General features: G+C 38.1%; 20 protein-coding genes and 1 pseudogene. 7 read left to right on the top strand and 14 right to left on the bottom strand.

The window, feature by feature from the left end; all coding sequences use genetic code 11:
• Positions 1 to 8: 8 nt before the first annotated feature.
• Positions 9 to 1,088, bottom strand: a complete 1,080-nt coding sequence (locus ACTWP7_RS16650; protein WP_443124172.1) for an NAD(P)H-dependent flavin oxidoreductase — start codon at positions 1,086 to 1,088, stop codon at positions 9 to 11.
• A gap of 176 nt (positions 1,089 to 1,264) precedes the next feature.
• On the opposite strand from ACTWP7_RS16650, the gene ACTWP7_RS16645 reads away from it, so the two are divergent.
• The 4 genes from ACTWP7_RS16645 (at position 1,265) to ACTWP7_RS16630 (ending at position 4,703) form a co-directional block, all read left to right on the top strand.
• Positions 1,265 to 1,912, top strand: coding sequence for an LPXTG cell wall anchor domain-containing protein (locus tag ACTWP7_RS16645; protein ID WP_443124171.1), 648 nt, complete (start codon positions 1,265 to 1,267; stop codon positions 1,910 to 1,912).
• 894 nt (positions 1,913 to 2,806) lie between these two features.
• Positions 2,807 to 3,097: a hypothetical protein gene (locus ACTWP7_RS16640; protein WP_443124170.1), complete on the top strand. Its 291-nt coding sequence runs from the start codon at positions 2,807 to 2,809 to the stop codon at positions 3,095 to 3,097.
• A 216-nt stretch (positions 3,098 to 3,313) separates the two neighbouring features.
• Positions 3,314 to 3,646, top strand: coding sequence for a DUF4257 domain-containing protein (locus ACTWP7_RS16635; protein ID WP_443124169.1), 333 nt, complete (start codon positions 3,314 to 3,316; stop codon positions 3,644 to 3,646).
• Positions 3,647 to 4,064: 418 nt separating this feature from the next.
• A complete protein-coding gene (locus ACTWP7_RS16630; protein WP_443124168.1) occupies positions 4,065 to 4,703 on the top strand; it encodes a FusB/FusC family EF-G-binding protein in 639 nt (212 codons plus the stop codon).
• Positions 4,704 to 4,814: 111 nt separating this feature from the next.
• Here the strand turns inward: ACTWP7_RS16630 and ACTWP7_RS16625 are convergent, their stop codons facing one another.
• A complete protein-coding gene (locus ACTWP7_RS16625) occupies positions 4,815 to 5,708 on the bottom strand; it encodes an NAD(P)/FAD-dependent oxidoreductase (RefSeq protein WP_443124167.1) in 894 nt (297 codons plus the stop codon).
• Between the two features lie 1,303 nt (positions 5,709 to 7,011).
• The gene (locus tag ACTWP7_RS16620; protein ID WP_443124166.1) at positions 7,012 to 7,380 is read right to left on the bottom strand and encodes a hypothetical protein; all 369 of its coding nucleotides are present in this window, start codon (positions 7,378 to 7,380) and stop codon (positions 7,012 to 7,014) included.
• Between the two features lie 98 nt (positions 7,381 to 7,478).
• Between ACTWP7_RS16620 and ACTWP7_RS16615 the strand changes: the two genes are divergently transcribed.
• Positions 7,479 to 7,973 (top strand): L,D-transpeptidase family protein, encoded by a 495-nt coding sequence (locus ACTWP7_RS16615; protein ID WP_443124165.1) that lies wholly within the window; start codon positions 7,479 to 7,481, stop codon positions 7,971 to 7,973.
• A gap of 145 nt (positions 7,974 to 8,118) precedes the next feature.
• On the opposite strand, the gene ACTWP7_RS16610 is transcribed toward ACTWP7_RS16615, so the two are convergent.
• The 3 genes from ACTWP7_RS16610 to ACTWP7_RS16600 all read right to left on the bottom strand — a co-directional run bounded on the left by ACTWP7_RS16610 (position 8,119) and on the right by ACTWP7_RS16600 (position 10,914).
• Positions 8,119 to 8,775 (bottom strand): reverse transcriptase-like protein, encoded by a 657-nt coding sequence (locus ACTWP7_RS16610; RefSeq protein ID WP_443124164.1) that lies wholly within the window; start codon positions 8,773 to 8,775, stop codon positions 8,119 to 8,121.
• A 249-nt stretch (positions 8,776 to 9,024) separates the two neighbouring features.
• Positions 9,025 to 9,438 carry a hypothetical protein gene (locus ACTWP7_RS16605; RefSeq protein WP_443124163.1) on the bottom strand — a complete coding sequence of 138 codons (414 nt, stop codon included), beginning with the start codon at positions 9,436 to 9,438 and terminating at the stop codon, positions 9,025 to 9,027.
• 450 nt (positions 9,439 to 9,888) lie between these two features.
• Positions 9,889 to 10,914: an LLM class flavin-dependent oxidoreductase gene (locus ACTWP7_RS16600; protein WP_443124162.1), complete on the bottom strand. Its 1,026-nt coding sequence runs from the start codon at positions 10,912 to 10,914 to the stop codon at positions 9,889 to 9,891.
• Between the two features lie 321 nt (positions 10,915 to 11,235).
• On the opposite strand from ACTWP7_RS16600, the gene ACTWP7_RS16595 reads away from it, so the two are divergent.
• On the top strand, positions 11,236 to 12,129 hold the full coding sequence (locus tag ACTWP7_RS16595) for a proline 4-hydroxylase (RefSeq protein ID WP_443124161.1): 894 nt from the start codon (positions 11,236 to 11,238) through the stop codon (positions 12,127 to 12,129).
• 185 nt (positions 12,130 to 12,314) lie between these two features.
• Here ACTWP7_RS16595 and ACTWP7_RS16590 read toward each other — a convergent pair whose 3' ends face one another.
• Together ACTWP7_RS16590 and ACTWP7_RS16585 are read right to left on the bottom strand one after the other, a co-directional pair.
• The gene (locus ACTWP7_RS16590; protein ID WP_443124160.1) at positions 12,315 to 12,560 is read right to left on the bottom strand and encodes a hypothetical protein; all 246 of its coding nucleotides are present in this window, start codon (positions 12,558 to 12,560) and stop codon (positions 12,315 to 12,317) included.
• A 13-nt stretch (positions 12,561 to 12,573) separates the two neighbouring features.
• Positions 12,574 to 12,714, bottom strand: coding sequence for a hypothetical protein (locus ACTWP7_RS16585; RefSeq protein ID WP_443124159.1), 141 nt, complete (start codon positions 12,712 to 12,714; stop codon positions 12,574 to 12,576).
• A gap of 86 nt (positions 12,715 to 12,800) precedes the next feature.
• Between ACTWP7_RS16585 and ACTWP7_RS16580 the strand changes: the two genes are divergently transcribed.
• The gene (locus tag ACTWP7_RS16580) at positions 12,801 to 14,357 is read left to right on the top strand and encodes an ABC-F family ATP-binding cassette domain-containing protein (protein WP_443124158.1); all 1,557 of its coding nucleotides are present in this window, start codon (positions 12,801 to 12,803) and stop codon (positions 14,355 to 14,357) included.
• 52 nt (positions 14,358 to 14,409) lie between these two features.
• Here ACTWP7_RS16580 and ACTWP7_RS16575 read toward each other — a convergent pair whose 3' ends face one another.
• From ACTWP7_RS16575 to ACTWP7_RS16550, 6 genes and pseudogenes are all read right to left on the bottom strand, one after another.
• Positions 14,410 to 15,312 (bottom strand): GNAT family N-acetyltransferase, encoded by a 903-nt coding sequence (locus ACTWP7_RS16575; protein WP_443124157.1) that lies wholly within the window; start codon positions 15,310 to 15,312, stop codon positions 14,410 to 14,412.
• 375 nt (positions 15,313 to 15,687) lie between these two features.
• Positions 15,688 to 16,473 carry a cytochrome c oxidase assembly protein gene (locus ACTWP7_RS16570; RefSeq protein WP_443124156.1) on the bottom strand — a complete coding sequence of 262 codons (786 nt, stop codon included), beginning with the start codon at positions 16,471 to 16,473 and terminating at the stop codon, positions 15,688 to 15,690.
• Positions 16,473 to 16,979: a DUF2243 domain-containing protein gene (locus tag ACTWP7_RS16565; RefSeq protein ID WP_443124155.1), complete on the bottom strand. Its 507-nt coding sequence runs from the start codon at positions 16,977 to 16,979 to the stop codon at positions 16,473 to 16,475. The genes ACTWP7_RS16570 and ACTWP7_RS16565 overlap by 1 nt, the downstream gene beginning before the upstream one ends.
• Positions 16,980 to 17,353: 374 nt before the next feature.
• The gene (locus ACTWP7_RS16560) at positions 17,354 to 17,569 is read right to left on the bottom strand and encodes a hypothetical protein (RefSeq protein WP_443124154.1); all 216 of its coding nucleotides are present in this window, start codon (positions 17,567 to 17,569) and stop codon (positions 17,354 to 17,356) included.
• Positions 17,570 to 17,637: 68 nt separating this feature from the next.
• Positions 17,638 to 18,534 (bottom strand): annotated as a pseudogene (gene tnpB, locus ACTWP7_RS16555) (IS200/IS605 family element RNA-guided endonuclease TnpB); the annotation flags it as partial.
• A 45-nt stretch (positions 18,535 to 18,579) separates the two neighbouring features.
• On the bottom strand, positions 18,580 to 18,717 hold the full coding sequence (locus ACTWP7_RS16550) for a hypothetical protein (protein ID WP_014643647.1): 138 nt from the start codon (positions 18,715 to 18,717) through the stop codon (positions 18,580 to 18,582).
• Positions 18,718 to 18,877 lie beyond the last annotated feature (160 nt).

Here is an 18,877-nt window from a genome sequence, read left to right as displayed (position 1 = left end):
TATGAAAACTACGATTTATGGGCTCTACTGCTATAGATCATCTCCGTTCCATCAATTAATTCCTTTATGATCTCAGAAACGTGCTTATTTCCGCTCAGGCGTGGACTTTGCCCTGACCACAGGGACATCCATTCCGGCTTATTCCTTTTAGCCGCTTCTTTTCTTAAATTCTTAGTCAGTTCATTTTGTATAGGGTACTCTGGCAATTCATTTTGATAAGGCGTCATTTGTTTAATAAAATCATTTTCTATACCTCTGGCAGGCTTCCCACTAAATACTGAAGTTATAGTCGTATCGCATTCTTTTGCCTGTAAAATAGCTTGCTTATGCTGCTCTTTTGCCCCACTTTCCAAACTTGTAACAAAAGCTGTGCCCATTTGCACACCTTGAGCTCCCAGCATAATAGAAGCGCTTATTCCCCTTCCATCCATAACTCCTCCAGCTGCTAGAACAGGAAGACCGACTTCATCAACTATTTGAGGGACCAAAGACATTGTTCCTATCATTCCTTGCTCGTATGAACCGTGGAACGTACCTCGGTGACCACCAGCTTCACTTCCTTGAGCAGTGACAATATCAACTCCAGCTTGCTCATTAATCACAGCTTCTTCAACTGTGGTTGCTGTTCCTATTACCTTCACTCCACTCTTATGTAATTCTTTTACCAATTCTTTGTCAGGCACACCAAACGTAAAACTGCAGACAGAAACTTTTAATTTTAAAATTTTATTTATTTGTTCCTCAAAAGTAGATTCTATCCTTTCTGTTATTTTTCTGGGTTTAACATGTAACTCTTGTTCATAAGATTGCAGAAGCTTACGGGATCGAGCTACTTGCTTAGAACAATACCGAGGAGTTTTTGGGATGAACATATTTACTCCAAATGGTTTCTGTGTTCTATTCTGAACAGCCTCAATCTTTTCCGTTAACTCATCTGGGTTCAAGTACCCTGCTCCAAGCGTTCCTATTGCTCCCTCATTTGACACAGCTGCAACTAATTCAGGAGTAGTTACTCCACCTGCCATGCCTGCCTGAATTATCGGATAGTCACAATTCAAAGTCTGGGTCACCTCATTTTTATACCACATTAAATGTACATTCTCCTTTCAAATAAAAATCAACTAATACATTGACTTTAACGAAAAATGACTAAATATTCAAAATATTTATTAAAAATTACAAAATTCACTTGTAAAAGGTCTCATTTCCATGTTTTACTAGATTTATGCCATTGGGATGGATTACTAATTCTAGGAGGAATTTGATGCTAAAGAAAATGTTTGCTGTTGGTCTGCTCTCCCTAGGGATGGTAGCAGGAGGTGCCTCAGCTGTCAGCGCTGATGAAGATAAAGACTGTGGAGATTTCTCGTCCGGTGACGAAGTAATGCAGTACTGGAATGACAATAACTTTTCTGCTGAAAACGACCCTGATCGATTAGATAATGATTCAGATGGACAACCTTGTGAAAACCTTACTGAAGACTGGGAAGCTTCTGAAGAGCAAGAATCAAACTCAGAAGAAACGAGCGAATCTTCCGAGTCTTCAGTAAGCAACGATAAAGACTGTGACAGTTTCGAAAATCATGAAGAAGTCATGGCCTTCTGGTATGAAAATGGTTATGACGAAAATAATGACCCTCATGACCTGGACAGAGACAATGATAACTTACCTTGTGAAGTATCTCAGAGTGAGTGGGATTCCTTCGTAGCTGATAAAGAAGATGGGTCAGAATCAAATGGTTCAGATGAAGATACCTCTTCTGAATCAGATGAAGAAGCTTCCGCAGAGCAGGGAGAAGAGGGTGGCGAACTACCTGACACTTCCTCTAATAATCCGCTAATGATGTTGGCAGGTTTGATCGTATCTGCTGGCGCAGGGCTTTTCCTTATTCTAAAAAAACAACTTACTTAAAACTAACTTAAGTCATTCATCCCAATGAAAGTTGGATTTTTGAGCAGGCATTCGGCCTGCTCTTTTTTTAATAGCTCCATTATCCCCCTGTAACTTGGGCCTCTTTTCCATATAATATTTTGATAATGAGTCCTACATATAATTTGGAGCTAGTTCAATTGAAGATGATCAACAAGGAGCACATTCCAACTTCTTAAGATTCGGCCTCATGTGCTTATGATAATGATTTTCTTTAAATTATTCAGTTTCCTTGTTGATTTGAAAATTTGTCCAGTGAATGTTTTAATAATTATGACTATTAAAAGGGAGTTTGTTATTCATTGGATACACAAGATAATACTGACTTTTATTAGTTCCTGGATGAATACCTTTGCAATTCGAAACAGTTAAATTCTGAATATATGAGAACTGTTATATCTAAAGATTTAATCGGTAGAGAAATCCCTCAAGGTAAAGCTAATGACTACGGTTATAAAGGTTCGGTAGAAGGCTGAACTCAAGTACTTTTAAGATCAAGAAATGGAATGGATCCTGACACCCCAACATATTTTTCCAAGCATTTGTACTGGATTCTGCAAGCCATGAATGGAAGCTTTCACGTACATACGTGGAAACTGGTATCTCAAATACATAAGATGCTGCGATTAGTACCAAGGAAAAAAAATGAAGGATAACATATAAGTCCTTCCAGGTTCTTTTCATATTGTTCAAACTTACTTTCGTCAATGGATCAAACAAGTTTATAGTGAAATTTTATCCTGACCAGGCATACTATTATAATAAGCCTTATAATAAGAAGAATTTTCTACATAAATTTAAAGGTAATCGTGTGAAAGAATCAGGTTAGTGGTATAAGTGAATATGACTGAAGAATAGCAAAGGAGGCCCTGACTATTGTTTCAAATGAGTGAAAGCCAGAAAAGACAATTCGACCACATGTTATCTTTATTAAAGAATGCCTCTTCTCCTGAAGAAGTACGTTATTATTTCACAGATATCCAGCAATTTCTAGATACACTGCATACGGATGAAAGAACTCGATTAGACCATATGGAATCAAAAGATCTAGAAAAGTATGAATATATGCTCCAAAAAATGATGGAGGCGTCGACAAAAAAAGAGGTGCTTTATTATGAAAAGGAAATACATGATCTTATTAATAAAATCAGCCCCATAAATTACTAAGTAAAGTAAAAAATATCCAAAAAAGTCTTTATTTTCTGACAAATTAGTTGTATACTGTTCCCATAATGTTCATTATAATATTGATGAATATTTGGGGATAATAAGGCTTGTTTATAAGGCGGAATCTTTGGTCGATGATTAGTGCATATTAGCTTATGTTTCTAAATATCTTCGCAAAGCCGCTTTTTTTTGACTATAAATTTAGGGGGAGTGAATGTGACTAATACACTATTGATCGCCGGTTTAATTGGAGGTCTGACTGGTGTAATCGCTCATTTGATGAGAAATGGCAAAGTATTGGTCTTTCCCAAAAAAAGAATAAGACCGCAGGGACTATATTTAGGTTTTCTAGCCGATTTCCTGATTGGGGCAGCTGCTTCTATATTTGCTGTTACCTACTTAGTTCCTGATCCCGAAGTGTTACGTACCCTAGTTGGAATTTCGATTTTAGCAGGCATGACGGCCGAAAATGTGTTACTGAGAAAAGAACTGAGTACTGAGAAAGCAAAAATTGAAGGATTGGATCGCATCAATCAAAGATTAAAATAACCACCTCGACTCCAGTCCTAATTTTTTTAATCCTTCATCTTCCACTTACATAACCTCAAACCTCTATCCTCATTTAGACGATCCATTCTTTTCATTTCATTTTTCACATTTATGATCTAAGTTTCTTCCTCACTCTACTGTGTACGATCAGTCTACAGGATTTATCCCATTCCCCTAATCATGCTTCTATATATTTGTAAATAGTATTAATTGATGATTTGAATACAGAAATTAAGAAATAAACCTTAACTCGAACAGGTAATTATTCGTTAATTTCCTGGATTAACTATCTTACTTCAAAAGTCTTTAAACTTGTATAGCTTTTCATTTCTTTTGTAAAATAATAGCTAAGGATATCATAAAACCCCCCAATAATTCATATAAGTTCTTTTATATCAACCATCATGGAGGTATAAATATGGAATCATTCATCAGAGCGGATCAGTATAATTACATCAAGGACCAGATAACAACTCTGCTAAGTACGCACACATCAACGATCGATCAGGCTGTCACACAAGCCTTAAAATCTATGACTAGAGAAAAAGTCGTGGATTTATTCTCAGATTTATCAAATGATCAAAAAGAAATTATTGAACAAGTTCAGGATGTTAAAGACGAAACAGACGCTATTTTTTTCCTATCTCGCTTAAAACAGCATGTCTTTACATTCCCCCCGCTTAACGAGAAAACCATTAAACGATTATTTCCTAAAGTAAAAAAACTTAAAGTTCCCTCGTTAGAAAATATTGAATGGAGTACTCTATCTTACTTAGGATGGAATGACTCAGTAGCTAACCGAAAATATATTGCAACCTATAAGAACGGTGATTTACTGGGGATTCAAGGGAACTTCAAGCCTTCTAGGCAGAGTGGCATTTGCGCAATTTGTAAGGAACACGAAGAAGTTGGAATGTTTACCACATCCATTATGCAAAAGACATCAGAAAACCCAATCAGCCGTGGTAATTATATATGTAAGGATAGCGATCGGTGTAACGAGAACTTGAAATCACTTCAATCACTTGATAACTTTATTGAATTAATGACAGAATAAAGAAGCAAAGACCTGCAAAACATCTAGTTTTGTGGGCCTTTGTAAATTTTTATTATTAGGTAGATGATAATCTGGAAAGAAGATGCTCAGATATTCTACGTCCATATCCTATTACTGCAGTAACTCCTTATGGATCCATATAGCAGCGAGGGAACCTTCTCCCATGGCAGCCGTTACTAGTTCTGAGTGAGCAGCTACATCGCCTGACGCCCACAAATTAGCTACGCTTGTCATTTTTGTCCTGGGGTCAATAATAAGATGTTGGTTTTCATTGACTTCAGCTCCAAGCTTTACGGCGAGTTCTGTTCGTACTTGGTTCCCTCCAAAAGCCAAGAAAGCTTTCTTCACTTGGAGACTCTTACCATCTTTCATTTCTATACGGTTTAAACTCCCCTTTTTCTCATGTAATTCCTTTACTTTAGCTGTTTTCACTTCGATATTCTTAGCTGCTAAACGCTGCGTCCACTCAAGGGAAATGTCCTCAAGCTCATGGTTAATAAATATTATATCCCGACTCCAATACAAAAGACTTATAGCCATAGAAGCTCCTGCGTTTCCTGAGCCAATTACTGCCGTCCTTTGGTTCATAATCTCATAACCATCACAATCCGGGCACACGTAAACCGAAAGTCCAAGACAGGGTTTAATTCCTGGAATGGAAGGGATATGGTCTTTTAAACCGGTAGCGAGAAGAAGGTTTCTTCCGCTGAACATTCCTCCTCCGACAGTATATACCGTAAATTCTCTACCATTCTTATGCACATCCTTTACCCTGTCTTTGCGTATCGATACCCCCATGTTTTCAGCATGTTGTCGACCGGCTTTACGAAGTTCTTGTCCACTTACCCCATTAGGAAATCCCAGAATATTACTGTACTTCCTACACAAAGAAGACCTTCCATCCTCAGCATCTATCAGTAACACAGACCTTTTATAACGTCCCAACTGGATGGAGGCTTGAAGGCCTGCAATCCCCCCACCGATAATGATGCAATCGTATTTCATAAGAAGGTCCCCCTTCCAATCCATATTCTTATTCCTATCTTATTGAAATAATTTATGTGATGATCTTCCCTTTTATGCAAATGGATCCCTACTCTATAATCTGGTATCGTTTTAAAAGTCTAATGTACCCATAACAAACTATAAATCCTGATAAGTAAATAAAGAACGAGTAAATAATAATCCATCCGTTATAATACTCAACTTTACCTATATATAAAGCGACATATTCTAGCACTGTAAAAATCAGAGAGTAAAGTAAAATCAGAGCTTTATTATTAACGATCTGAGCTTCTTTTATCAAAGCAAAAGTACTCGTCAGTAATGGAAAATACCCTAAATTGAATGGCATAGCAGGGAGGGAAGGATTATTATGTTCAGGATTAACTTTCCAAAAAATATTAAATCCCCAATCATTTGCTACGAATGCGATTGAAACACCTAAGGTATACATAAGTATAGTTATTTTCGGTTTTCGCAAAAAAATAATAATATTGATACTGAAAGGAAGAATGAAGCCAAGGAGGACATTGGTAAGCATAAAACACCACTTCTTTTTTCACAGTGTGCCCTTAAGACTTACAATTTATTATAAAAAAGACACGGTTAAACTTCCGTATTGATTTTAAAGTAAAGCTCCCGTTTGTTTAATACTTGATTTCGATATATTGGTTATGCGGACTGTCCTCCGGGGGACGATTTCTCTTTCCGGACCTGCGGGAGCTCACCGCTCATGTTCATGAGGCCACTGAAAAACCTCTTTCTACCCAGGGGAGTTTTTGACGTTTGGTGTTGCTTCTCACGACTCGGTTGTCGGTGGGTACTTGCCGCGGGCACGGACTTAGCTAACTTGGGCTTGACCAAGTGGATCTTCGGCTCGCATTGTTACCACAGGCAGTGAAACGAGCGAGGAAGCTCCTGGTAAAAGGAGGATCGACTAAGGTCGTCACGTCCTGTGGGAACGTCGATCGATCCTACGTCGTGTAGGGCCTCCAATGTGGAATAGCCCCGAAAGACACGACCAGTATAAGCCGACCATCAAAAGGATTGCGGTTTCTCAATCCGTTGATGAGCGGCTTATGTCTCGAGTGTCTGGGTGGGAACAAGACGAGTTGTTTACGCAGCCACCATCATCAGATTTTTTGGAAACGGACCCCTTTTATCTTGAAACTGAGTCTTCAAGCAACCGGCGCTATTTCATAATAATCCTCTTGTGAAAAATCAACAATAACCTTTAATAGAGCTAAAAAAAATGAACAAGACCCTTTGTCAAAATAAGGCGCTTGTTCATCTTAATATAAAAAATTTATATACGATTTTCATTAAACCAGTATGACTTAATTTCCTGGTCAGGATGATACTCAATTACTTCCACATTCATCTGATTTTTTTTATCATCTTCAGGTTTTCCTTTTATCTTGTATTTAAAGTTGAGGGCCTGGTCTTTATCAGGTAAATAATATACTTGATCAAATTCTACTGATTCACCATTGTGCACCACAATAAACGCGTAATGTTTATCCCCTTCTTCAAATACCCCTTTTCCTCCTATCATCAGCTTTTGTTGTGCCAATAGTCCAGGAAGTTCTTCTACATTTTCAAAGGTTACTTCTTCTCTTCCGCATCCGGATAGTAAACTGATCATAAGGATGGAAAAAATAATTTTAACTTTCATTTCGATTCCTCTTCTTCCTATTTTAGATTGGAGAATAATGTCCACCCCTTTCCTCATATATCTTATATGGATACCAAAAACAAGGGGAGGCTTTTCTATTGATTCATTATGTAAAAAAAGGCGAAACACTAACTCAGATATCCAGAGATTACCGAAAACCTTTAATGGAAATTATCAAAGCCAACCCGACCATCAACCCAAATATAATTGTACCTGGCCAGCCTATCATCATCCCGGGTTTTCCGAGTCCAGCAAGCATCCCCTACAGTATCGATATTTCACTCAATAACCGTACACTCACGCTAATAAGAAATGGGGGCAAGCAAAAGGAGTATCCCATTGCTGTTGGCCGAATGCTGCAAGGCACACCGACAGGCAGCTTTATTATTATTAACAAAGCTCCCAATCCAGGCGGTCCATTTGGTACTTTTTGGATGAGTTTATCAAAAGAACATTATGGCATTCATGGTACAAATAACCCTAGCTCGATCGGCAAAGCCGTTTCGAAGGGCTGTATTCGTATGTACAATCGGGATGTAGAAGAATTGGCCAGTATCATTCCTATAGGGACTCCAGTTCTTATCCACCGTTAAATCGTCAATTTTAACCCCAAGCCCAAAGACATGATAGTGAAAAATTTCATGCTTTTCTTCCCTAAAAAATCCCCCATGAAGGAGAGACTCCTCTCTAACATGGAATCTCTCTAATTGCCTAGTTCTATACAATATAAATATAAGACTAATTGACCTCACTGGTACTAATAATCTCAATGTTATTTAAAGCTTGAGAAGCTAAACGATCCGCTTCTCGATTATCTTTCCTTGAAATTAAGTGATACTGAGGTTGAATTCCTAATTGAATAAGCTTTTCGTCAATTCGATCTGCCCATTTAGCCAGTGATTCTTCCAGACATGGCCACTCTCCAATCAATTGATTGATAACGACTTGAGAATCACCAATAAATTTTACGGGCAAATGATGTACGCCTAATATATCTAGTTCAAGCAATGCGTTATGAAGCGCAGCATATTCTGCTTCATTATTTGTGTCAAGCTCATGTACTAAAACATTTTTTCTAAGGCGAAAAGATTTGCCATTCTGATCATAGTAGATGGCGCAGCCGAGTCCTGAATTCTTGGTTCCTAAATCAAAACCCCCATCAAAATATACTTTTACGTTATGAGGCTCCGTCTGAATTCCTTTCATATACTCCTTCAATTCTTTTAATGTCCATTCCGTGTTGTAGCTATCTAGAAAAGCAATCGACTTCGCCCGCTTTGTCTTTAACATATCCTCCGCGATCTGAATCCCTTGTGAAGCATGTAATCCATCCGAAGTAAATTCAGCCTCAGTACCTTTTGGAACTTGGTACACCATTTTCATTCTTACATCCATGAGGTGCTCCCCCTTTGCTTTAGATATCTCTTTATTATGTTCCAAAACTTTTTTTTACACTATAAGAGTGGTAAGAGCGCTCTCTCCAATATACTAATTCGCTTTAGTGGAAACAGATTTTTTAGTTAACAAGCAGCTATTTAACTTGTCTTTTATCTACTATGCTAACTTATATTAATAAGAGTGAGTAAGAAACGCATAGACTTAGTCTATGCGTTTCTGTGACCTAATATCATTCAGCTAAGTCTCCTAAACCAAGTGTTGTTTACAAATTCTTTTATAAAGCAGTACAACAGTGGCGGAGACAGCAAAAATCGTTAAAGGTAATGCGGCCCATCCACTTTGCAAAGTTTCTATAATAATCGCAGTAAATGGCCAGGTTAATGTTAAGAAATAAGGCAGACTGAATTTCATTTCCATTAAGAAATAATGAGCTGTGAAGGCTGCTAAAAACAGAACAACTAATTGCCATGACAACCCTAAAAAGTTACTCAGTGGCAAACCATAATAATGAAGGGCAGAGGCTAAATTAGCGAAAACGGCTACTGTCGTCCAGCCAAAATATAAGGCAAACGTAAGAAGAACAATTACTTTCTCGGAAAATTTTAAAGAAACTGAAAGAAGCTCCCGGAATACGATTCTAAGCGCAACTCCCATTGTCATAAAATTAATACGGTGGCAGGAAGCCATACATTCAATGCAGCCAAAGCCTAAAAATATGAGAGTAGATTTAAAGGAAATATTATCCAAATATTTATAGTTATAAGTGACCAAAGAAGAAAGGCGTAGTCTGCTGGGATAATAAAAGGATCGCTTCCAGACTCCTCAAAAAGCGAACCGAAACGTTGAGCAATTATTACTGTTATGGGCTGGGATAATGCTGTCAGCAGTACAATACTACGTTTAATTATTTTCCATTTATCTTTCAGCCAATGCCACAGCCTCTTCACCTATCTTCCCTTCTTGTTTACCTACTTTATATTATTATATCCTCTTCTTAACAACAAATAAATGGCAAGCATCTAACCTATTCCTATACAATTCAAAGTGAACATAATTTTATAAACAATAATTTTAAAAAAGCGCCTGCTCTGTGAGCAGGCGCTTCTAGTCCTAAGAAGCTTCTTTAAATAGTTCAGCTACAATTTCATAGGAGCGAATTCTTGCTTCGTGGTCGTAAATCTGAGATATGACCATCAATTCATCAGCCTGTGTTTTATCAATAAAACTTTGAAGTTGTTCTCGAACAGATTCCTTACTTCCAATGATTGAAGATCCTAATTGCTGGCGAAGAGCCATTATTTCTCTTTCAGACGCCACTTCCTCAATACTTTCAACAGGCGGCTGCAGCGGTAGTTCCGTGTTCCGGATCAGATTTAAAAACTGTTGATATAAAGAGGTAGCTAATCGTTCTGCTTCTTCATCTGTATCTGCAGCAATAATGTTAACTCCCAGCATCGCATGAGGACTCTCCATAGATTCTGAGGGTTGGAATTGACTGCGGTACAGATCAAGAGCAGCCAGTGTATTGTTAGGTGAAAAATGACTTGCGTAAGCAAAAGGGAGACCAAGCTGGGCTGATAATTGGGCACTAAATCCACTAGAGCCAAGCAGCCATACAGGTATATTTAAACCGGTACCTGGTATAGCACGGACCTTCTGTTTACCAGAACTTAAAGAAGGATCAAAATACGTGCGAAGTTCATTCAACAATCTTGGAAAATCCTGCCCGTCACTCTGTAGTTCTCTTCTCAAAGCCTGAGCTGTTACTCCATCAGTACCAGGCGCTCGTCCCAGACCTAGATCAATCCTTCCCGGATATAATGTTTCAAGAGTTCCAAATTGTTCCGCAACAACTAAAGGAGCATGATTAGGAAGCATAATTCCACCGGAACCAACTCTAATAGAACTTGTATTACCTGCTACGTGGCCAATTAATAATGAGGTGGCCGAGCTCGCAATAAAAGGCATATTATGGTGTTCTGCTAACCAGTAACGATTATATCCCCATGCTTCCACATGCTGTGCCAGATCAATTGTATTTTGAAAAGAAACAGCCGCTGACCCCCCTTCTGTAATAGGAGATAAATCCAATACAGAATAAGGAATAGATTGAATCTTCTTTTGTATATTAGACATTAAACTTCATCTTCTTTCTTTTAAATTAATTACAGTAAATCCAATAATAGAAGCGTATCAGGGACATTTGTTTTTTCAAAATAAAACGATTCCGAACTATATCATTAGATGGTAATGGTGCTTTCCCACTGATTATTCAACTACTACTATTACAATATAATTATAAGTTTAGTTTAATTTTTTGAATTTCATGTTTATTCTGAATATGGAAGGGTATCAGTTGGAGCACAAGGAGATTTATTTATTAAAATATTATTCTTGGCTAATGAATAACCTCGATGAAGCACACCATGAATCAATATTTAAAAGGAGTGTTTAATTGTGGAAGATCTATATCCATCCAGGTACAGTAGTGAGCCCGAAATTGTAAAAAGGAAGGATCCTGTTATTCATACAGATCGTTCAAAAGACCATGAGTCACCTTTGTCGACCGAACAACTTGATTTCTATGAACAAAATGGGTTTCTTCAAATAGAAAGCTTCTTTTCTGAACAGGAAGTTTCTGAAATGCAGAAAGCAATATTCGAGCTGCAGAATTCTAATCAGGACAGTGAATCGGATATGATTATCCGTGAGCCGGAAGGAAACGAAATTCGTTCTATTTTTAAAGTTCACGATAGTGATGAGTATTTTAAAAAAGTAGCTAATGATCAGAGAATATTAGATATTGTGAACCATTTACTCGGAAGTGAAGTTTATATTCATCAGTCACGAATTAATTATAAGCCTGGATTTACCGGCAAAGAATTTGATTGGCACTCTGACTTTGAAACGTGGCATGTAGAAGACGGCATGCCACGAATGAGAGCCGTAAGTCTATCTATTGCATTATCAGATAATTACACATTTAATGGTCCGCTTATGCTTGTACCAGGTTCTCAAAATTACTATGTGAAATGCGTCGGTGAGACTCCTGAAGATAATTACAAGGAATCTCTAAAAAGACAGAAGTTAGGAGTACCTGATCAGGAAAGTATGAGATGGCTCGCCGATCAAGGAGGAATTTCTGTTCCAACAGGTAAAGCAGGAGCTATAACGCTGTTTGAATCCAATACTATGCATGGTTCAAACGGAAATATAACACCCTATCCTAGAAATAACATGTTCATGGTTTATAACAGTGTAGAAAACCAGCTGGTTGAACCTTTCTCCGGGAATCAGGCACGTCCTGATTTTATCGCAGAACGTAATCCTAAACTTAAAGTAAACAAATAAAATAAAGCGCCAAGCCTTTGAAGGCTTGGCGCTTTATAGTTCTATGAAAGGCATATAAGAATGACGTTTAGTGAAATTCAGTCCGCACTTGCTATTTATCTACTATCCTTCCCACACTCAGAACGGAAAGGAAAGAGCATTTAATGATCAGCTATAGAAACGAATTTTAAACATACCGCTGAACGTTAAATTAAATTAAATAAGTCTCTTATTACTATGGAGAAGCCAATGACAAACGTAAGCAGATAAATAAAACCTTCACTACGATGTTTAGCTTTAACATTCTCGAATCCGAACAGTAAGAAAACTACAGGTAAAAAATAAAAAATGAAGTTCGGAAGTGGATCAAAGTTTTCATTCATTAATCGGTAGCTAAATAAAAATATAGAAATTATCGCTAATAGAAGAGTTATTTTCCTAAATAAGTTCACATTCCTCGCCCCCTTATGAAAAAATTTGCGCTCCACCACTATTAGTTGATTTTCCAAAAATCCCCCGGTCATATTGTATAATAAATTCCACATGACGCTGGGTATTAAACCCTAGGGCAGTATAAAACCAAAAAAAGACCGCTTCCTTTTGCATAAGCAGGAATCTCCACTATCACTTTCTTCTCATCCCCTTTATAATGATAGGGGTATGAATTATATAGAAGGAAATAGGTGTTTCACATGAGTTTACTTACAGTAAAAGAATTAAGTCACGGTTTCGGAGACCGCGCTATCTTCGAAAATGTTTCTTTTCGTCTATTAAGAGGCGAACATATAGGTTTAATTGGTGCTAATGGGGAAGGTAAATCAACCTTCATGAACATGATTACCGGTAAAATAGAGCCTGATGCTGGTAAAATTATTTGGTCTAAAAACATTCGAATAGGTTATTTAGATCAACATGCTGATCTACAGCAAGGTATGACAATAAGAGATGTTTTGAGAACTGCATTCCAATATCTATTTGATATGGAAAGTGAAATGAATCATCTGTTTGCAAAGATGGGTGAAGCGGATCCCGAGGAACTCGAAAACCTTCTTGAAGAAACCGGTCAGCTGCAAGACACGTTGACTAACAATGATTTTTATACGATCGATGCAAAAGTTGACGAAGTTGCTAATGGACTTGGACTTGATGAAATCGGACTAGAGCGTGATGTTACAGACCTAAGCGGTGGACAGCGTACAAAAGTGTTACTTGCTAAGCTGCTTTTGGAGAAACCTGACATATTATTATTAGACGAGCCCACTAACTATCTCGATGTGGAACATATAGAGTGGCTGAAAAAATACCTCGTGGAATATGAAAACGCATTTATCCTCATTTCCCATGATATTCCATTTTTGAATAGTGTCGTAAACATCATTTATCACGTGGAAAACCAGGAATTAACCCGATACCCGGGCGACTACAATGAATTTTTAAAAGTGTACGACATGAAAAAGCAACAGCTTGAAGCCGCTTATAAAAAGCAGCAAAAAGAAATTGCTAATCTAAAAGACTTTGTAGCTCGTAATAAAGCCAATGCTGCGACGAGTAAAATGGCAATGTCCCGACAGAAGAAACTTGATAAAATGGACGTCATCGAACTTGATTCCGAAAAACCAAAACCTCAATTTAACTTTAAACAAGCTCGAACCCCAGGGAAATATCTGTTTGAGACTAATGATCTTGTGATCGGGTATGACGAGCCTCTTTCCAGACCTCTCAACTTATCTATGGAACGCGGGGAGAAAATTGCATTATCTGGAGCGAACGGAATTGGTAAAACTACACTATTAAAAAGCATTCTTGGGGAAATACAGCCGGTTGAAGGCTCCGTTCAATTAGGAGATCATCTTCATATTGGCTATTTTGAACAAGAATTGAAAGAAACAAGCAAAAACACGTGTATTGAAGAAATTTGGGAGGAATTTAGACATTTCACCCAATATGAAGTGCGTGCTTCCCTTGCAAAATGCGGCTTAACAAAAAAGCATATTGAAAGTAAAGTGCAAGTACTAAGTGGCGGGGAAAAAGCAAAAGTACGTCTCTGTAAATTAATTAACAAAGAAACAAATCTTCTTGTACTCGATGAACCTACCAACCACTTAGATGTAGATGCGAAAGCAGAATTGAAGAGAGCTTTACAGGATTATAAAGGAAGTGTCCTGCTTATTTCTCATGAACCAGATTTCTATATGGATGTTGTTACAGACGTATGGAATTGTGAAGATTGGACTACAAAAGTTTTCTAATTGTACATTCAAACGTCCAGAACATGTATCATGTTCTGGACGTTTGTTATTCTCAATTGATATTTCTCTTTGCGATCTTAAAATAATCCATTGTAGAGGTTTCTTCAAATCCGCAAGTCTGATAAAGACTTAGGGCATTCCTATTTTTCACTGCCACTTGAAGCTTAATATCATGGACTTTTATTTCATTCAGTTTCTCTATAGAGCATAATAAAATTTCTCTTCCATACCCCATGCCCCGATAATCTGGTAGTACTCCTAAACCATAAATTGCACCGGTGCTGCCTTCCCTAGGCAAGTGCACTTTCCCTATACATGATTGCTCAAGCTCAGCCAAATATATATCAACCCCATGCTTAGCCTCTTCTTCTGGAAGAGTGAGTTCAGTGCTGGGATCAGTTTGAAAGAAAATGTTATTTTGTTTCGCAATTTCTTTTGCGTCCTTATTCATTGATTTTCTAAGGGACTTCTGCCTAGGAGCCGTCTTCTCTACTGGCTCATTCATCAGAAACATTTCATATTCAGACTTGTCATAGTGAGCCCTAGTAGATTTAATAAATGTTTGACCTGAGTACGAACGGTGATCAGCTAGTAATAACATATCTTCAGATGACCTTCTGAGCCACTCACCTTCGACCAATCCATATAGTCGGCTGAAGACTCCCCTTCTTCTGTAATCCGGGTGAACCATTCCATTCACTTCCATCACTTCGGCTCCGAATTGACATATACCGATGTATCCTATAAGCATTTCTCCCTCATAAAACATAAATTCATTGGACTTATTTATGTCTTTCATTTCATCAAAAGAATGACTAAGTTTATAATCAAGTTCCAGTTTAAGCGATAGATTATCATGTGCTATACAGGCTTCCATTAGCTTTGTAACTCTTTTATAATAGTCATAACTCGGGAATTCTTTAATGACTATACTGGGTCTTTTAATTGGAACCATAAATTCTCATCTCCTTTTTAAGATCTTTAGTTATAGAATTATAGTCAAGAAAACCTGACGGGCTTGCCCCGAGGTAGAAGGGAAATAATGTCGTAAATTATCTAGTGATATTTATTCTTCTGGTTAGGAAATCAGTCCATCTTTCTTTTAAAATGAGATCTTATATACCCTTTGAGATTATGCTCCAAAAAAGAACGCTTATATTAAAAGAGTACCTTTAATATAAGCGTTAGCTTAACTTATTTTCGATATAAGTTATCCACCTCACCAGCTGCCAGGGAGTATTCCATAAGAAAAATCATCCCACTATCATTTCCCGCAAACATTTCAACTAACCATGAAAGATTTATCACTAATCAGATTGGGATAAAACATTTAAACCAATACCTCACGCGGACGCGTATTTTTATACCAGTGATAGCATAGTAACACGATAATAAAGAGGTCAATAAAGTCTCCACCATAGTACATAAGCTTTCCACCTGTCTGTGCTTCTTGTACACCAACTCCCTCAGGGGGATGAGCGTAGATATATTTTGAGAGAATACCGTGGGCTGCCAAGGCGCTAATTAAAACGATGGATCTGTATATATAACTGAGCCGGTGAGGAATAGGGTCAATGTAAATTAATGATGCTGTAAAAATGTAACCTGCTGCAAAAATATGGACATGCACTAAGATATGAACCATAAGGTTCGTATGCATCCAGCTATACAAACTGGTCGTATAAAGAATCCAAAGACCGCCAATATTCAGTACAGAGGCTATTATAGGATGACTAATAAAACGGACAGGATAACTACGAAGAAGGCTGGCTACAACTTTCGCTTGTCTAACAGGAAGTGACCGTAAAAGTAGGGTAACGGGAGCTGACATAACTAGTAAAACAGGAGCAAGCATACCAAGCAGGAGATGACTGACCATATGCATAGTAAAATTGCTCATTGCCTGATATGCGATTGGTCCTATAACAGATATAGCAGCACAAACTATACCAAATGCGAAACTAACATACCGATACCAGGGCCATACTTTTAATCGATTATGACGGCTTGAAAGCAGTCCTGCCCCTATATACAACATAACGGTAAGGAGAGCTCCCATACTTAAAAGTAGAGCGGACAGACCGGTTGTAACATTTGCAATCTGAGCGTGATTCACTATTGTTTTCTCCCGCCTGAAATGCTGTTACTTCTTCGGGTCTTATATAAAATTATGCTTCCTGCAATAATCATCAGTACAGCTGATCCATTCCATACAAGATCGTATGGTAATAGATCCTCCACATACCGTATCTGGTGAATTCGCATCAGTTTATGTTGAATGGTTCCATCATAAAGTTGAAATCCTCCCGCTCCAATTAACACGGCTCCCCACCATTTGACAGGCCAGAAGGCATTTCTACGGCGCAGATCAGCCACTAAAAATAAAGCTGCCACTGTTGCAAACCAACTGAAAGCATGAAAGAATCCATCGGATACTAACCCGATATCGGTGGTTGATTTATCGTAAAAATGATGCCAGTGTAACAATTGATGAAAAACGGTTTCATCAATAAAAGCAGCTACTCCTATACCAAACAATATACCTGCACCTATGTTCCTAAACGAATACCTAAGCTTTTCTTCATTATTTGATATGTTATTTCTATTTATTTTTTCTGTCACCTTTTATAGACTCCTCACTATATTTTGTGTCCCCTTTTAAAAATTCCATTTTTACCCATACCTTATAATGTGAAGATGTAAACCTGATAAAGATCATATATTTCCTAATTTCGAATGGATCGCTGTGCTTTTTATATATTAAGCTGTGTTAACCTCCGTGTTGATTTTAAGGTTAAGCTCCCGGTACTAGAAGATTCGATTTCGAAATAAATGGATCCGTTACTAAAATGTGGAGGAAAGTTTGTTGAGAAATAAGTCGCTTTCCTGCGTTCCTATAGGACGTAGGGGCGATCGATATGGCCACAGGTCGTTTCACTCCCTGTGCGGGACTCGACTCGTTATGGCTCATTACATTCAGTAGCTAGCTAAAATATCTATTCGATGAAACGAGTAACATCTTCAAAGAAAGAGTCTTCACCGCTCCGATTTTTATGATAGATGCTCAACTTTGATAAATCAGGTGTCTGACTGTTAACAGCCTGATATTTTTTGTGAGCAAGGAGAAGAATAGTAACTAGGTCTCCTCTTCCATACACAGATATCTCGTAAAGTTGTATAGGAAATGAAGTAGGCAGTTGAACTACCCCCACTTACTCGCTGACACTCCTTGAAGTTGGGGGATTCCTAAGAGCACGAACCTAACGGTTCATTCAAATGATTAGGCTAGTCCCGTCGCACCGACGGTTGTAAGGATTCTTTGAATCTCCTTCAATATATTGAAGCTCGCATTTAGGTCGCGGTCGTGATGGCAGCCGCAATCTGGGCAATCCCACGTTCGAACAGCGAGATTCTTTACCTCACGGTTTTGGTATCCGCACTTGGAACACAGCTGTGAACTCGCAAAAACTTTCGATACGGGTACCAACTGCTTCCCGTACCACTTTGCTTTGTATTCGAGCATAGACGTGAACATCGACCAGCTCACATCACGAATCGATTTGGATCGTTTTCGGTTTTTGAGCATATTGGAAATTTGGAGATTTTCTACACCGATCACATCGTGGTTTTTGATGATTTCGGTAGAAATCTTATGCAGATAATCTTTGCGGGAGTTCGCTATCTTCTCGTGAAGTCTAGCTACTTTAATACGTTGCTTATGCCAATTCGAAGATCCCTTTTCCCTTCGGGAAAGGATACGTTGAGCTTTTGCTAGTTTCTTTTCGGTCTTACGTAGGTATCGTGGGTTTTGATAGGTGGTGCCATTCGAGAGAGCAGCGAAGTCTTTCAATCCGAGATCAATGCCAACATAAGTGTTGGATTTAGGAAGTTCCTGAATATCTGTTTTAACAAGAATGGATACAGAATATTTTCCGGTCGGATTGCGGCGAACCGTCGCACTCAAGATGCGACCTTTCACTTCACGGCTCTTGGCAAATCTCACAAGCCCCAGCTTAGGCAGCTTGATTTTGCGATCCTGGATGGCAATATTTCCGTTTGTGCATTTTGTGGTGTAGGACTGGACTCTGTTCTTCTTTGATTTGAACCGTGGAGCTTGGTTTTGCTTTTTGAAAAACCGTTCATAAGCGTCAGAAAGATGTTTGACCGAAGTTTGGATCTTGTATAATCCAGAAAACAGCAAAGCACAATAGGCTTCAATAGTTTATGATAAGTTGCCGCTTTCTTCATCATTAAACAACTTCCAGGCTCCGTTTCTTTCCTGTCTACTTATAATACGAGCGGTAAGTTGCTGAATCAATTCTTCTTCATGAAGATTAAGGGTACGTAATAAAATAATCATATAAGCATTCGTAATAATTTCAGTTTCAATGGATAATTCCAGAATCCATCCTTAATTTGCTGTTCTATAAAGAGATTAATAAGCCGCATTATTTCTAATTCAACGATCTCCTCCAACCTCGTCCCTCTTTCTTCTACCAATAGTTTAAATGTATTCATCA

The sequence above is a fragment of the Halobacillus sp. B29 genome (genome assembly GCF_052246755.1).
Classification (GTDB): Bacteria; Bacillota; Bacilli; order Bacillales; family Halobacillaceae; genus Halobacillus; species Halobacillus halophilus.
Note: the sequence above shows the minus strand (reverse complement) of the source record. Positions and strands in the feature narration are given on the sequence as shown.

What these genes read in the sequence shown, in the direction of transcription:
- ACTWP7_RS16650 (WP_443124172.1), bottom strand. Translation starts at nt 1,088, where the DNA reads ATGTGGTATAAAAATGAGGTGACCCAGACTTTGAATTGTGACTATCCG.
- ACTWP7_RS16645 (WP_443124171.1), top strand. Translation starts at nt 1,265, where the DNA reads ATGCTAAAGAAAATGTTTGCTGTTGGTCTGCTCTCCCTAGGGATGGTA.
- ACTWP7_RS16630 (WP_443124168.1), top strand. Translation starts at nt 4,065, where the DNA reads ATGGAATCATTCATCAGAGCGGATCAGTATAATTACATCAAGGACCAG.
- ACTWP7_RS16625 (WP_443124167.1), bottom strand. Translation starts at nt 5,708, where the DNA reads ATGAAATACGATTGCATCATTATCGGTGGGGGGATTGCAGGCCTTCAA.
- ACTWP7_RS16620 (WP_443124166.1), bottom strand. Translation starts at nt 7,380, where the DNA reads ATGAAAGTTAAAATTATTTTTTCCATCCTTATGATCAGTTTACTATCC.
- ACTWP7_RS16610 (WP_443124164.1), bottom strand. Translation starts at nt 8,775, where the DNA reads ATGGATGTAAGAATGAAAATGGTGTACCAAGTTCCAAAAGGTACTGAG.
- ACTWP7_RS16605 (WP_443124163.1), bottom strand. Translation starts at nt 9,438, where the DNA reads ATGACAATGGGAGTTGCGCTTAGAATCGTATTCCGGGAGCTTCTTTCA.
- ACTWP7_RS16600 (WP_443124162.1), bottom strand. Translation starts at nt 10,914, where the DNA reads ATGTCTAATATACAAAAGAAGATTCAATCTATTCCTTATTCTGTATTG.
- ACTWP7_RS16585 (WP_443124159.1), bottom strand. Translation starts at nt 12,714, where the DNA reads ATGCAAAAGGAAGCGGTCTTTTTTTGGTTTTATACTGCCCTAGGGTTT.
- ACTWP7_RS16580 (WP_443124158.1), top strand. Translation starts at nt 12,801, where the DNA reads ATGAGTTTACTTACAGTAAAAGAATTAAGTCACGGTTTCGGAGACCGC.
- ACTWP7_RS16575 (WP_443124157.1), bottom strand. Translation starts at nt 15,312, where the DNA reads ATGGTTCCAATTAAAAGACCCAGTATAGTCATTAAAGAATTCCCGAGT.
- ACTWP7_RS16550 (WP_014643647.1), bottom strand. Translation starts at nt 18,717, where the DNA reads ATGATTATTTTATTACGTACCCTTAATCTTCATGAAGAAGAATTGATT.